This window comes from Martinezella sp. CNPSo 3957 (assembly GCF_057784395.1).
This window is the reverse complement of the sequence record NZ_JBXSOU010000001.1, coordinates 572,626-586,003: the sequence shown is the minus strand read 5'-3', so window position 1 is coordinate 586,003 and position 13,378 is coordinate 572,626. Positions and strand designations below refer to the sequence as shown.

The following is a 13,378-nucleotide window of genomic DNA, read 5'->3' as shown; positions in this document are numbered from 1 at the left end:
ACGGTGAGCAATCGAAAGAGTGCCTCGTTTCCTCATTTCCGGACACTGAGCATCTGCTCACCCGGCGGCTGCCGAAATATCCAAAATATCACTCGATGGTAGTTGGAGCGATATATGCTGTCCTGATGAGGCCACTGTAAGATTCTGATATTTTCTGATATTTTTCTGAATCATCGACCTCGCCGGCAGAATCGGCACTCGATCAACCGTCGCTGAGGCCGTCACGTTACTCATGCAAGTCACGATTTGTTTTGGCTTTGACCAATATCCGCGCGTTGACTGTCGAGTTAAGCCCTCTCTATACTCATCGCATTTTCGATACTTCAGATGGGGATCGGTAGCAGCAGGTGTTTTGTTTTGCGGGGTTCGTCCTCGATCCAGATCGCGCCGAGCTTCGCGGACCCGACGGCTCGGCAATCAAGCTGCGCCCTAAAGCTTTTGAATTACTGAAATTCCTCGTCGCAAACAACAGGCGTGCCGTCAGCAAGCAGGAACTGATGGATACTGTCTGGCCCGGGATTCATGTCGGGGAAGATAGCCTTTTTCAATGTATTCGCGAAATACGCACGGCATTGGGTGATACGGAACGGGACATGATCAAGCTTGTGTCGGGCCGCGGTTATCTGTTTACCGCTGAGGTATCCACGAGACAGGAAGGTCCGGACCCGCGACCGGCGTTGAGCGATACGCCGATTGCCGATGCTCCGGCAACTTACCCCATCGCACCGCGCCATTGGCTAGGCTTGCCTAAAGCCTTGGCTTTCGGCGGAGCCGCACTTCTTTGCATGCTTGCCATGATTTTCGGTGTGGCTGTCTTTTCTTCGGGATTTGGCGGCATTTCGGGAAACGGCCGACCTGTCATCGAAGTCCTGCCGATCGTCAATACTGTTGGCGATACCCAAAGCGTCGCTCTAGCACAAAGCGTCGCTGCGGAAATGATCAATGGCCTTGCCAGAATCGATGGTATCCGCCTCGTCCTTCCCAAGGAACGCGAGCCGGCGACATCAGGCAAGCCCACCTTCAATCGCTCCGATGGGGCGGATTTCCTTCTAGAGGGGGAACTGCAAAGAAGTCCGCAAGCATGGATCTTTCAAACACGCTTTATCAATGCGAGCAGCCGGGAGGTCGTATCGGTCGCCGAAGTCAAGCTGGATGCCAGCGAGCCCGACCAACAGCGTCTCGCATCTCGGCTTGCTGCCGGGGCGGGCTATGACCTTGCCGTTCGCCTGAACAAGTTCGGTCAAACCGACAGCGCCCCTCAGGCTGACGCAGCCAGTGTCGCGATAAAGCAGGCCTCCGCCTCGATCAATCAGACGACACATGAACGGTTTGCGACGGCTCGGTCGATACTGGAAAAATATCTTGCCGAACAACCGGATAATGTCGATCTCCAAATTGCTTTGGCGGCGCTGCACCTGCGCGGAATTCAGCTTGCCTGGTACAATCCCGCCGAAAGCAGGGCTGCGGAAAACGACGCGAGATCTCTGTTGGAACGTGCTTTGAAAGCCCGGCCAAACTTACTTCCGGTACTTGGAACCTATTGCCGTTTTCTGACGGTGACGAACCAATTTGCAGAAAGCCTTGTGGCTTGTGCAAGGGTGTTGAGCCTCAATCCGTGGGATGGGACGGCGCTGTTTCACCTCGGTTTGACGCAAGTTCAGTTGGGCCGGTTCGAGGATGCACTTGCTACATTCGAACAGGCCGATCGCTTCGATACGCCGGATGTCTCGCGCTGGACATGGTTGTTGGGAGCAGGTTTTGCAGATCTGCTTTTGGACCGCAATGAAGACGCCGTCAGATGGCTGCAGCGTTCGATTGCGATTACGCCCGGAACAGGACGCGCGCATATGCTTCTGGCAACCGCCTATCAACGACTGGGTCGGACCGATGAAGCAAAACAGGCTTTGGCGACGGCGCTGCAATTGAGGCCTGGTTCGACGGCCGCCAATGTTGGCTTGCCGTCTCGTAACACCGGTTCGGCCTATCTCGAAGCGCGCGAGAAAATCAGCCATACGCTGATTGAGATCGGATTGCCGCCCGGCGACGATGCTCAAAAGCCGGACGGCAAAGGTCAGTGAAAGCATATATCCGACGTTACAGCGCTCGTTCGCGAAACGCCCAGTACCAAGGGCACGCAGGCGCTCCGGGGAGGCGATCAACTCAACGGCGCGAACCGAATGGACGCAGCGCCATATGACGATTGACATCCTTGTAGAGCAGATAGCGGAACGGGCCTGGACCTCCCGCATAACAAGCCTGCGGGCAGAAGGCGCGCAACCACATGAAGTCGCCGGCCTCGACTTCGACCCAATCCTGGTTCAAGCGATAGACGGCCTTCCCTTCCAGCACATAGAGGCCATGTTCCATGACATGGGTTTCCGCGAAAGGAATGACGGCACCCGGCTGCAGGGTGACGATCGTCACGTGCATGTCGTGCCGCAGGTCGGACGGATCGACGAAGCGGGTCGTTGCCCAGCGGCCCTCCGTACCCGGCATGGCTGATGGCGTAATGTCCTTCTCGTTCAAGATAAGCGGCTCAGGATGGGCCAGCCCCTCGACGGCCTCATAGGCCTTGCGAACCCAATGGAAGCGGGCATGGGCGCCGGAGCGATTGTGCAACGACCATTTCAACCCCGGCGGCAGGAAGGCATAGCCGCCCGGCTGAAGAACATGCTTGCCGGATGGCAGCGTCAACTCGATCTCGCCATCGACGACGAACAGCACGCCCTCGGCCTCGGCATCCTGCTCCGGACGGTCACTGCCGCCACCTGGCGCCACCTCCATGACATATTGCGAAAAAGTCTCGGCAAAACCCGAAAGCGGCCGGGCGATCACCCAGCAGCGCGTCACGTTCCAAAAGGGCAGATAGCTGGTGACGATGTCCTGCATCACACCCTTCGGAATGACCGCATAGGCCTCCGTGAATACGGCGCGCCCCGTCAGCAGGTCGCTTTGCGGCGGATGGCCACCCAAAGAGGAGTAGTATTTTCTTTCCATTATCGAAGCCCTTCATTCTTATCGTTTCGGGAGGCTGAGACATGTACCTCCCTGTCGTATCGCATAGCATCGGAAGTCGGAATGCTGCGTTACGTTGCCCTCGCCGTCTCCAACAATTTCTCGATCTCAGCGTAACCTCAACTGCGCGCATGCTGCAGCGGCGTCACCGAGAATGACCTTATCCCGTTGGAAGCTCCCCGAGCCTATCAGGGAAGCCGGCTTCGGAAAATCGGATATCCGAGCCCTGACCGCTAAGAAAATGAAAACAGTTTCAGGTTTTTGCGCGGCAATACCCGGCATTGGTTTCAGCCCGGCACCTGCGGCTTCCGCCGCCAGCCCATGTCTGCGACTGGGACGGTGGGTGGGATGGAACCGATCTGCAGGCGCACGCAAAAACCGCAACCGGTGTCCAGGAACGAAACCCGTCCGCCGTGGAGCTCAGCCGCCTTCTTGACCAGGTTCAACCCCAGGCCAGCACCGGATGAACTGGTGTTGATGCGGCGAAACGGCTCGAAGACACGATCGCGCTCCTCCGGCGGTATGCCGGGACCTTCGTCGCAGACGTCGATCGTACCGCCAGCGCCTACACGAACGATGATCGAGCCCTTACCTCCGGCATGATCGATCGCATTCCGGATCAGGTTGACAACCGCCATTTCAATGGTCGAGGTCTGGATCACGAAGATCGCTTCCTCCGGGCTTGGCTCGAAGTCGAAATCATAGCCTGCATCCATCGCAATCGGCGCAAGGTCGGCAGCGATGTTTTCGACCAGCACATTCAGGTCCTTCTTCTCCGCCCGCAGTTCGGCCACCCCGATTGCCTGCATCTCCAGAAGCTGATGGGCGACGCGAGATAGGCGGTCGATATCATCGCGCACCTGCCGGCTAACTTCGGCCTCGGGGAGAAGGTCCGCTCGCGTCCGTGCGATCGCAATCGGCGTCCGCAGCTCATGCGCGGCATCGGCAAGAAAGCGATTGTGCCTGTTATATCCTTCATCCAGCTTCGAAAGGGCATGGTTGAAGGCATCCACCAGAGGGATGATCTCGGTCGGCACCTTGGAACGATCGAGACGGGCCGAGCGTGTATCGAAATCGATCGCTTGCGCCTGCGTTGCCGTTTCCACAAGCCCGCTCAACGACCGTCCGACGGCGCGCGGCGTGACGAGCAGCGTCGCCACGCCGGTTACCGCGAGAATTGGAAAGACGCCGATGAAGATGACGAATGCCAGAGCCGGCAAGACGTTGAGCCAATGGATCTCGCCGTTGGGACCTTTGGCAACGTCGACCCGCATATTGATCCAAACGTTCAAGCCGTCATTGTCAAAGCCGCGCTCGGTAGCAGCGACAATCTGCAGCTTGCCGACCGAAGTCTCGCGGTTCTCGACCGTAGCATGGGCTCCATTGCCAGCCTCCACCCTCGCCCGATCGATCGTCCACGGGAAGTTCTCATTGAGCGCGGCCGCCGGTATCTCTCCATATTGAAAGAGTATTCCCTTGTGATCCCGAATCATGAACCAGAGCTCGGGATAGCGCCGTTTCAGGTCTGCTACCTCCTGCGTCTCCGCCACCTGCAGTTGGCCGTCATCGTCTCTAGTTACCTGCTGAGCGACGACCCGGACGGCCTCTTCATTGGCATCTTCCAGTTCGGGATTTATGATCCAGATCCAGCCGACGAGAAGGACGAAGAAGAGAACGAGCAGGAAGGCCTGCAAGGCAATCAGGCGCCTTATAAGCCCCCAGCGCAACGATCGGCTGCGCTCCGGGTTCATGCCTTGGCCCGGATCAGATAGCCGATGTTGCGCACGGCTCTTATTTCAACCGTGGCCTCAGCTAGAAGCAGCTTCTTTCGAATGCGTGAAATATGCGCATCCAGGGCGTTCGAGCCGATCTCGTCTTCAAGGGCGTACACAGCCTCGACCAGGCTCGGCCGCGTGACGATGCGGTTCGGGCGGCGCATCAGCGTCTCCAGCACCAGATATTCACGGCGCGGGAATTCGACCAGCGAGCCGCCGACGAAAATGTCGTTGGTTGCCGGATCGACGCTCAGATTGCCGAAATTCAGATAACGATCGGATACCGTCGGGCCCCTCCTCTGGAGTGCTCTCAGCCGGGCAAGCAGCTCCTCGATCGCGAAAGGCTTGGCAAGATAGTCGTCGGCGCCGCTATCGAGCCCGTCGACGCGATGGTCGACGCTGCCGAGCGCAGTCAGCACCAGGATCGGTACAGGATGCTTGCGTTGGCGCAATGCCGCCACGAGGTCCAGCCCCTCGCCGTCAGGCAGCCGGCGGTCGAGCACAAGGACATCATAGCTTCCGACACGCGCCATGACGTCGGCATCCGCAATGGTGCGGACATGATCGGCGAGCACGTCGCGCCGCCGCAGCGCTTCAAGCAGCGCGCGCGCCATTTCTGGCTCATCTTCAAGAAGCAGAATTCGCAATGACCTTCCCCCAAAGGACGGCCATCGCCATCCCTCGCCCCACTGACAGCCAAAGATTGCAGCTACATTACATGCAGATTGCACAAGTGGCACCAGGAGGATGCCAATGGGTCGCAACCAATAAGACGATGTGTTGGCTCGAAGCCGGAAACCCCATTCGAACAGACAATTGAATCCTTATCGCTGCAGCATGCGCGCCAGCATCCGCCTGATATGATCCGGACCGCCAAAGAAGATCGCTGCAACGATGATCGTTTTGCGTTCCTCGATCGGCAGAAGCCAGACGGCCGCCTTGTCACGCCGCAGGAAGCGGATGCCAGGATAGATATCCGGCCGCAATGTTCCGATATATGGGGTTTCGACCAACCGATTGATTTCCAGGCGGAGCTCGCGAATACGGTTAGCCGCGCGCTCCAGAGCTTCTTCAGCCGAGTCTCCAAGATCGAGATAGGATGCAAACAGATGATCGAAGGTCAGTTCGAAATCGAGATCGGCATCCTTGGAATATTCAAGGCTCCACACGAAGAGCTCGCTGTTTGCGCTCGATCATGCTCTCGATCCGCTCTTCCATCTCCCGAGCGGGGATCTTCGGTCCATCAACGCGACGCTGGATGAGCCTGCGCAGCCCTTCCGTCTCGGCCCCTTCGGCTTCCGTTTTCTGTCGCAGCAGTTCCAGACCTTGCTGGAGAACGGAGCTCAGGCTGGAATAGCGGCCGGTCTCGACAAGCGAGCGTGCGAACGCATCCTGCTGATCGGTCAACGATATCGACGACTTGACGCTCACGAGACAATCTCCTTCAGGCGCTAAAGTGCTACTCAGTCGCACACATGTCAAGATTTCGTGCGGCGCTACACCGCCCCGAAACATCGGCGCCCCCGCGAGGAAGCCGATTTCGCTCAGGCGGAAGTTGCCTTGCTTTGAAGGGGCGACTGATGGACAACGATCCGAGCGTGGTACGGGATGCGCTCATAGAGGTCGATAACATCCTGATTGATCAGGCGAACGCAGCCTGACGAGGCTGCCTTGCCGATCGAGCGCCATTCCGGCGAGCCATGCAGACGGTAGAGCGTGTCCTTGCCGTTCTGGAAGATATAGAGCGCGCGGGCACCCAGTGGGTTCTTGATGCCCGGGTCCATACCACCATTGGCGACGGAATATTTCGCGAGTTCCGGTTTGCGGGCAATCATGTCGCCCGGCGGCTTCCAGCGCGGCCAATGCTGCCGCCAATGGATGTGATCCCTTCGCCCTGCCACGAGAAGCCGTCGCGGCCGATGCCGACACCATAGCGCATGGCCGTGCCGCCGCGCTCAACGACATAGAGAAATCTCGATGCCGTATCGACGACGACCGTGCCGGGTACCTCGCCGGTCGGATCGGGAACGCGCTGACGATAAAACTTCGGGTCCAGCTTTCGGTAGGGAACGGCCGGAATGACATGGCCGCTATCAACCACGGACGCATAACGCGCTTCGAGCTCGGGATCCGGTGTAATAATGCTCTGGGGTTCCGACGCCACAGGAACGACGGGCGGCGTGCGAACCGGGGCTGCAATCGGAGTCGGAACAGGGGCTGTGGTGGCACAGCCCGCAAGCGCGGCAGTCGCAGAGATCGACCCCAGCATAAAAGCCCGCCGGGAAAGAGTCTTTTCAGTCTTGGTTGATCGCATTCCTATCCTAACAAGCCCCGCACATTAATATCGCTTCTTCGATTGATGAGGCCGAAGAGGCGACATGTCTCATCATTAAGTGATGATGACCTCATAGCCACTCAGGGCCGATGATGACAAGTTTACCAATACCATGATCATACAAACTCAATCGGCGAGTGTGTGCCGGAAGCCACAGGGCCTTGCGCTTCCGCGGGCATGTCGAGCGCCCGCAGAGGTATCGACGTTTAAACGTTATGATTGCAGGCGCAGCACCTATTCGCCGCATGCTGCAATATGGACCGGCTAGCTACAGAAGAAATGGCCGGGCAGTATATCGTGCCCAGCCAAGTCCTTCATAACTGCCCGCAAGCAGGCTTTAGAGGTTCCGCGAGGACTCCGCGGCGGATTGATTTTGCTGACGGGATTTGCGCTCGTCATGCAAGGTCAGATCCCGTTTTGCCCGCGCGCTCGCGGCCTCGATTGGCCCCATCTTTCCCTGCTCGGCAATGGCCGCCCGGGCTCGCTCGATATCGACCATATAGTCTCGGGCCAGCGGCAGGGCGGAAACATTCTTCGTCAGCTGCAATTGCCAGTTCATGTGCCCCATGCGACGGAAGGCGAGTTCGGACCCGACGAGATAGAACTCGAACATCCGACAGAACCGCTCATCATAGAGTTTTGCCAGGGTGCTCCTGTTCTTCATGAAGCGGTCGCGCCATTGCTCGAGCGTCTTGGCATAATGGAGCCGCAGGATTTCGATGTCAGTCGTCCAGAGGCCGGATTTCTCGACCACGGACAGGACTTCGGACACCGCCGGCGAATAGCCGCCAGGGAAGATATATTTCGCAATCCACGGATTGGTGCTGCCGGGACCATCGGCCCGGCCGATCGCGTGGATCAGCGCGACGCCGTCCTCCTTGAGCACGGAGCGGATCTTGTCGAAGAAGGTCTTGTAGTGGTTGATCCCCACATGCTCGAACATGCCAACCGACACGACGCGGTCGACCGGGCGCGTCCAGGAGCGATAATCCAGCAGTTCGAACGTGACCATATGCTCGAGCCCGGCGTCCTTCGCACGGGCTTTCGCAGCCAGCAATTGCTCCTCCGAAAGGGTCAGGCCCGTGACGCGCGCGCCAAACTCCTTGGCAAGATAGAGCGCCATACCGCCCCATCCGCAGCCGATGTCCAGAACCTCCAGGCCGGGCCGATCGAGCATGAGTTTCGACGCGATATGCCGCTTCTTCTTGAGCTGCGCTTCCTCGAGCGTCTCGTCGCCAACCGGGAAATAGGCGCAGGAATATTGCCTGTCCTCATCCAGCATCAGAGAATAGAGCCGCGCATCGAGATCGTAGTGATGCGCGACATTGCGTTTAGACCGATCCGCAAAATTCAATTGGTCGAGATTTCGCCGCAGCCAACGGATCTTTTCCATCAGTTTCTCGAAAGGATGGGTCCCCCCTTCCATCAAGTTGAGGGCAAGCAGGTCTACCATTTCATAGAGATCGCCGGATCCCGGCTCGATTTCGCCGTCCATGTAGGCCTCACCCAGCGCCAGGGCAGGATTGAGGAGCAGACGCCGCTTGGCGCGGGCGGTATTTATTTTCATCGCTGCACGCGGTTCCGCTCCCGTACCGAAACTGCGCGTGGAACCGTCCGGAAAAGTGACCGTAAGCGTTCCGATTTTGATCAAACGGGAAAGAGCTGCTTCTAGAAACATGACAACTACCTGTTTATCGTTTCCTCGACGGTGATCTCCTGACCTGAGGGTCGCGAAGAATCCCCTATCGGTGTCGAAAGCGTACTACTTAATCTGGTAAAATATCCAGATCATTTGCGACATCAAGGTTGAGTAAACTCAATCGCGATTACAAAGGTGCCCGACACTCGCGGGATCAAGGCTCGACCAGATATAGTAGGCCGGCTCCGTGATTGTGAGACATCTTCCGGCGACAAATAAGAGCCTCCTCCCGGGCATCCACAGCGCCCAGCGCGCTCGCTATCGCCGGAATTTTCCTGATACCGTATGCTTCGCTCCTCAGATGTCGAAGGCACTCGGCAGAACCACAACATCGCGAATCGTCACGTTGCGCGGGCGCGTCAGCATGAAGATGATGGCGTCGGCAACCTCCTTGGGCTCGATCAGGGCGCCGGCTTCCTTGGCCTTGCGGAGGTTTTCCTCCGGCCAGTCGGCAAGCAGGGCGCTGATGACCGGACCTGGAGAAACGGAGCCGACTCGAACACCGCTCTTCAGAAGCTGGCGCCGCATAGCCTGAACGAAACTGGTCATAGCCCATTTCGAGGGCGAATAGACGGGCTCCCAAGGGATCGCCGAATGCCCTGCGACCGAGCTCGTGACGATGATATCGCCCGTCCCGCGCCCGATCATATGCGGCGCGACGGTGCGGACATTCTTGATGACGACATTGACGTTCAGGTTGAGCATCCGGTCTATGGCGTCGAGATTGGCGTCCACCAGGTCGCCGCCAATATAGGTGCCGGCATTCGCATGAAAAATGTCCAGATGCTCGACCTTGGCAAGAATGCCCTCCAGCAGCGCGGCGCACTGCTCCGGATCGAGCAGATCGACGACAAGCGGAATGGCAAGGTCGCCGAGGCGCTCGCACACCGATGCCAAGGCTCTCTCATCCCGATCGACAAGAACAACCTTCGCTCCCGCCGCAATCATGGCCTCAGTCGAGGCGAGCCCGATCCCCGATGCCGCGCCGGTTACCGCGGCGATCTTCCCTTTCAGTTCCTCCATGATCTCCTCCTTCGATCAGCTAGCTATCGTTTGATGGCTCCGCAGGCTGCGTGATAATCAGCAAGGCTGCGGGTGACACGCCATATCAAGACCTGCTCCGGCTCCAATGGCGCATCCGCGAAGTGCCGTGCAGCCGGCATGTGCTGCCAGAACAACGGAAGCGGCACGGTCTTACCACGCAACGCGTCGTATAATCTCTCGACAGCAGCTTGCGCGTCGGATGACGCCCAGTAATAGCGAATGCGATCGGACAGCGAATAATGTCGCAGCCAGCGCTTCTCCGCCTCCGTTCCGTGATAATGCTGGCTCCAGTTTTTCGGCTGCGCGAGCATCAGCTCTTCCATGGCCGCGTAGAGCGGCCGTTCGCCATAATCGGGCACGAGATCGGAAGCAATGAGATCCAGGCCGTAAAGGGCTTCGCGCAGTACGAATGTCAGTTCGGGACCGACCTTCAGAATGGGGAAGCCGTCCTCGACGAGAGCGGTCAAGGGTGTCGTACCTTGATAGTCGGTCGAATGGGCCTCGAAGACGAACTGAGGCTCGTCGACCAGGACCGACTTCAGTTCGGCGATCTTACTGCGATCGTAAAAGATGACATTGTGGTTGCCGAACTCGACACCGGGCTGGACGACCAATCCGATGGCGCGCATAAACGCCTCCCTCAATCCCGCCTGCTCGAACACGCGGCGATGAATGCCTATCGTCTTGCGGGCGGCGGCAGCCGCAGTCGGTTCAATTGTAGTCAAGGCGTGATCTGCGCCGCCCGGTGGCGGAACCTCGGTGCCGATCACATAGACCGGCATAGCCCCGCCGCTTCTCCTAGCCGAAGCCTCCGCCACAGCGGCAAGGCGTGCGGCGCGACGGGCTGTCGTCTCGTCGTCGAGCGCGATCGGTTCGTCCTTGCAGCCCATCGAGGCATCCAGATGTATCTTTCGGAAGCCGGCCTCGACATAGGCGGCTACCATTTTTTCCGCCTCGGCCATCGCTTCTTCGGCGGGGCGATCCCGCCAGGGATTTGGTCCCAGATGGTCGCCCCCCAGCACAACCAGCTCCGACGGACAATCCTCTTCCTCGGCGATATGTTGCACCAGCGCAGCAAAATCGGCCGGTGTCATGCCGGTATAACCGCCTAGATGATTGACCTGATTGCAGGTTGCTTCGATCAGCACCGTACTTGAATGCAGCCGGCCATGCCGGAGCGCAGCCCTGAGTACGAGCGGATGGGCCGAGCACACGGAGGTGATTCCCGTCGGGCGGCCTTCGGCCCTCAGCCTCGCCAGTTCGCCGAGATGGATCTGCATCAGGAACGCCTTTCAGTGGCTGCGATGAATGCATCGAGTTGCTCTTTGGTGCCGGCTCCCTCCATCGGGCCGACGACGGTGACATTGCGCGCGCCGGCAGCGGCGGCATAGGTCAAGGCGTCTTTCACGGACATGCCGATACGGCGGCAGGTAAGATAGGCACCACCGAAGCAATCGCCAGCGCCGGTCGGATCGACCTCCGTGACGACAAAGGCCGGTGCATCGATGCGCTCGCCGTTACGGCCATAATAGGTCGCGCCATTCGCTCCCCGCTTCAGCACGATCTCCTTGACGCCGATCTCGAACAGACGGCGGACCGCATTGGCTTCGCCCTCGACGCCGGCCGCACGCTCCAGTTCCTCTCCGGAGGGCAACAATAGATCGGCCGCGGCAACAAGCCTGGAAAACCGGCGTTCGGTGTCGTCGTCGAGTTTCAATTCCTTGCGGATGTTGGGATCGACGGACAGCGTGCCGCCGCGAGCCTTGACGATGTCGACGGCCTTGTCGATTACCTCGCGCGCACTCGGAACCGACAATGCCGAGCCCATGACGTGCAGATGCCCGGCGCGACCGATGAGATTGCTGACATCATCGCTCCAGCCGAAACGCGCAGCCGCCGAGGTCGCGATATTGTAGACGAAGTCGCGAGACCCGTCCTTGCGGTAGCGGACGAAGGCGCTGCCTGTCGGATAATCGGGATCGACCGAAATAGCCGAGATGTCGACACCGTCATCCTTGAGCCTTTCGAGATTCACGCGGCCGAAATCGTCCGTACCGACGGCGCCGATCATCGCCGCGCGGCCCCCGAGCCGCCCGCATTGAGAAATGAAGATTGCGGGAGCGCCGCTGGCGAAAGGACCGATGAGCGGCTGCGCCTCCCTGAAACCGTCACCGACCGTCGTGGCAACGATTTCCACGAGGATTTCGCCGACGCAGACCGTCGGGCCAAGCTGATCGGGAGCCAGTGCTGAACTCATTGCAATCCTGCTTTCGCCACCTGTTGCTCTCAAACCGCCGCAGCGAGTCGTCCGGCGCTATCCTCACCGCAAGGCTCATCGTTTTCCAGAAAAAGAAGTGCTGAAGCAACATATATGTTGCCTTTTCCGGCCTGACGAGGATCCTCCTTCCTCCAGAGTCAGCTTTAGAATTTGCGATGATTCAAGCACGATTCCCCGCACTTTCGCGCGCGCCGGGAATAGCCCGCTTCGTTGCCCATAGCCAGGCTCATGTCACGGCAAAACACCGGCATCAGCCGCCTTCGGCGGCTGGCTTACGGTCGGAGAGAAGAACGATCAGTGAATGGCAGCCGAAGTGGGCGCGTTGATTTTCGTCGACCAGATGCCGACATAGGTCCCGATCAACATAACGGCCAAGTCCTCTGCCGTGTGATGGCCGTCATGAAAGAAATCGAGAGCGGCTGAAACGAGAGTGCTCGAAGCCTTGTCATCTGGCGGCACCTCATAGAAGCTATACCATTGCAATACAGCTTCAGCGAGCATCCGGTATTCGCTTCCTGTGGGAGCGCGATGAGGCATGGCAATCTCCTCCTAATCTTATGCAGCCGGATGTAGCGGACCATCGCAGCAAATCAAGAAGCGGGCAGCTTCCGTCATCTGGCGGACAGAAATTCCTCGACGGTCATGGTTTCGGATTGAACGGAGAAGCGGCGTTCCAGCAGCGTGAGCGCCGCCTCGTGGGCATCATCGTCACCGCTGCAGACGGCGTCCTTCAAAACGATGATTCCATATCCAAGCTCGATTGCACCCAGGGCTGCGGCCAACACGCAGACATCCGTCTCACCGCCGCTGATCACCAGGGTATCGATGCCTTCCTGAGCCAGATTTCGGTGAAGGCGGCCATCGGTCCAGGGCGAATAAGTGAGCTTGTCGAAGATGCGGGCCGGCGGAACGAAACGCTGCAGCGGATCGATAAGCAGCATCAATTCGGGAGGAAGCCGACTGGCGGTCATCATCTCCCATTTCTCGTAGTAATCTTGCCATTTCCCCGGCATGGCGTCCGCCCTGACCGGTGGAATGAAGCGGGTAAAGAGCGTACGTTCGGGAAATCGCCCGGCGACCTCCACCACCTGATCCAGGGTGCGCGCCATCCAAGGCACATGCCATGGCGTCTGTTCGAAGAACATGCGTTGCATATCGATGCAAAGATGCAGCCAGGTCCTCATCCGGATACCGTTTTATCGATCCGCGGCGAACGCGCTTCAGCCGCGATA

General features: G+C 58.8%; 12 protein-coding genes and 1 pseudogene. 1 reads left to right on the top strand and 12 read right to left on the bottom strand.

The annotated features are described in order from the left end of the window. The first annotated feature begins 347 nt into the window (after nucleotides 1-347). Nucleotides 348-2,078: a tetratricopeptide repeat protein gene (locus AC13QE_RS02745; protein WP_488482471.1), complete on the top strand. Its 1,731-nt coding sequence runs from the start codon at nucleotides 348-350 to the stop codon at nucleotides 2,076-2,078. 82 nt (nucleotides 2,079-2,160) lie between these two features. Here AC13QE_RS02745 and AC13QE_RS02740 read toward each other — a convergent pair whose 3' ends face one another. From AC13QE_RS02740 to AC13QE_RS02685, 12 genes and pseudogenes are all read right to left on the bottom strand, one after another. Next, a complete protein-coding gene (locus AC13QE_RS02740; RefSeq protein WP_488482470.1) occupies nucleotides 2,161-2,997 on the bottom strand; it encodes a bifunctional allantoicase/(S)-ureidoglycine aminohydrolase in 837 nt (278 codons plus the stop codon). A gap of 305 nt (nucleotides 2,998-3,302) precedes the next feature. Next, nucleotides 3,303-4,766, bottom strand: coding sequence for a sensor histidine kinase (locus AC13QE_RS02735; RefSeq protein ID WP_488482469.1), 1,464 nt, complete (start codon nucleotides 4,764-4,766; stop codon nucleotides 3,303-3,305). After that, entirely contained in the window at nucleotides 4,763-5,437 is a 675-nt protein-coding gene (locus tag AC13QE_RS02730) for a response regulator transcription factor (RefSeq protein WP_132717852.1), read from the bottom strand. The genes AC13QE_RS02735 and AC13QE_RS02730 overlap by 4 nt, the downstream gene beginning before the upstream one ends. A gap of 177 nt (nucleotides 5,438-5,614) precedes the next feature. Continuing rightward, entirely contained in the window at nucleotides 5,615-5,959 is a 345-nt protein-coding gene (locus tag AC13QE_RS02725) for a type II toxin-antitoxin system RelE/ParE family toxin (protein ID WP_488482468.1), read from the bottom strand. Further along, on the bottom strand, nucleotides 5,946-6,221 hold the full coding sequence (locus tag AC13QE_RS02720; protein WP_488482467.1) for a ribbon-helix-helix domain-containing protein: 276 nt from the start codon (nucleotides 6,219-6,221) through the stop codon (nucleotides 5,946-5,948). Before AC13QE_RS02720 ends, AC13QE_RS02725 begins: the two co-directional genes overlap by 14 nt. Before the next feature lie 113 nt (nucleotides 6,222-6,334). Then, nucleotides 6,335-7,104 (bottom strand): annotated as a pseudogene (locus AC13QE_RS02715) (L,D-transpeptidase). Between the two features lie 358 nt (nucleotides 7,105-7,462). Next, nucleotides 7,463-8,803, bottom strand: coding sequence for an SAM-dependent methyltransferase (locus AC13QE_RS02710; RefSeq protein ID WP_132717848.1), 1,341 nt, complete (start codon nucleotides 8,801-8,803; stop codon nucleotides 7,463-7,465). 318 nt (nucleotides 8,804-9,121) lie between these two features. After that, nucleotides 9,122-9,847 carry an SDR family oxidoreductase gene (locus AC13QE_RS02705; protein WP_488482466.1) on the bottom strand — a complete coding sequence of 242 codons (726 nt, stop codon included), beginning with the start codon at nucleotides 9,845-9,847 and terminating at the stop codon, nucleotides 9,122-9,124. 23 nt (nucleotides 9,848-9,870) lie between these two features. Continuing rightward, nucleotides 9,871-11,148 (bottom strand): D-tagatose-bisphosphate aldolase, class II, non-catalytic subunit, encoded by a 1,278-nt coding sequence (locus AC13QE_RS02700; protein ID WP_488482465.1) that lies wholly within the window; start codon nucleotides 11,146-11,148, stop codon nucleotides 9,871-9,873. Next, a complete protein-coding gene (locus tag AC13QE_RS02695) occupies nucleotides 11,148-12,125 on the bottom strand; it encodes a tagatose kinase (RefSeq protein ID WP_488482464.1) in 978 nt (325 codons plus the stop codon). Before AC13QE_RS02695 ends, AC13QE_RS02700 begins: the two co-directional genes overlap by 1 nt. Before the next feature lie 315 nt (nucleotides 12,126-12,440). After that, nucleotides 12,441-12,683: a hypothetical protein gene (locus tag AC13QE_RS02690; RefSeq protein WP_488482463.1), complete on the bottom strand. Its 243-nt coding sequence runs from the start codon at nucleotides 12,681-12,683 to the stop codon at nucleotides 12,441-12,443. Between the two features lie 74 nt (nucleotides 12,684-12,757). Further along, nucleotides 12,758-13,330, bottom strand: a complete 573-nt coding sequence (locus AC13QE_RS02685; protein ID WP_132717844.1) for a cysteine hydrolase family protein — start codon at nucleotides 13,328-13,330, stop codon at nucleotides 12,758-12,760. Between the last annotated feature and the right edge of the window lie 48 nt (nucleotides 13,331-13,378).

What these genes read in the sequence shown, in the direction of transcription:
- AC13QE_RS02685 (WP_132717844.1), bottom strand. Translation starts at nt 13,330, where the DNA reads ATGAGGACCTGGCTGCATCTTTGCATCGATATGCAACGCATGTTCTTC.
- AC13QE_RS02710 (WP_132717848.1), bottom strand. Translation starts at nt 8,803, where the DNA reads ATGTTTCTAGAAGCAGCTCTTTCCCGTTTGATCAAAATCGGAACGCTT.
- AC13QE_RS02695 (WP_488482464.1), bottom strand. Translation starts at nt 12,125, where the DNA reads ATGAGTTCAGCACTGGCTCCCGATCAGCTTGGCCCGACGGTCTGCGTC.
- AC13QE_RS02690 (WP_488482463.1), bottom strand. Translation starts at nt 12,683, where the DNA reads ATGCCTCATCGCGCTCCCACAGGAAGCGAATACCGGATGCTCGCTGAA.
- AC13QE_RS02735 (WP_488482469.1), bottom strand. Translation starts at nt 4,766, where the DNA reads ATGAACCCGGAGCGCAGCCGATCGTTGCGCTGGGGGCTTATAAGGCGC.
- AC13QE_RS02705 (WP_488482466.1), bottom strand. Translation starts at nt 9,847, where the DNA reads ATGGAGGAACTGAAAGGGAAGATCGCCGCGGTAACCGGCGCGGCATCG.
- AC13QE_RS02700 (WP_488482465.1), bottom strand. Translation starts at nt 11,148, where the DNA reads ATGCAGATCCATCTCGGCGAACTGGCGAGGCTGAGGGCCGAAGGCCGC.
- AC13QE_RS02740 (WP_488482470.1), bottom strand. Translation starts at nt 2,997, where the DNA reads ATGGAAAGAAAATACTACTCCTCTTTGGGTGGCCATCCGCCGCAAAGC.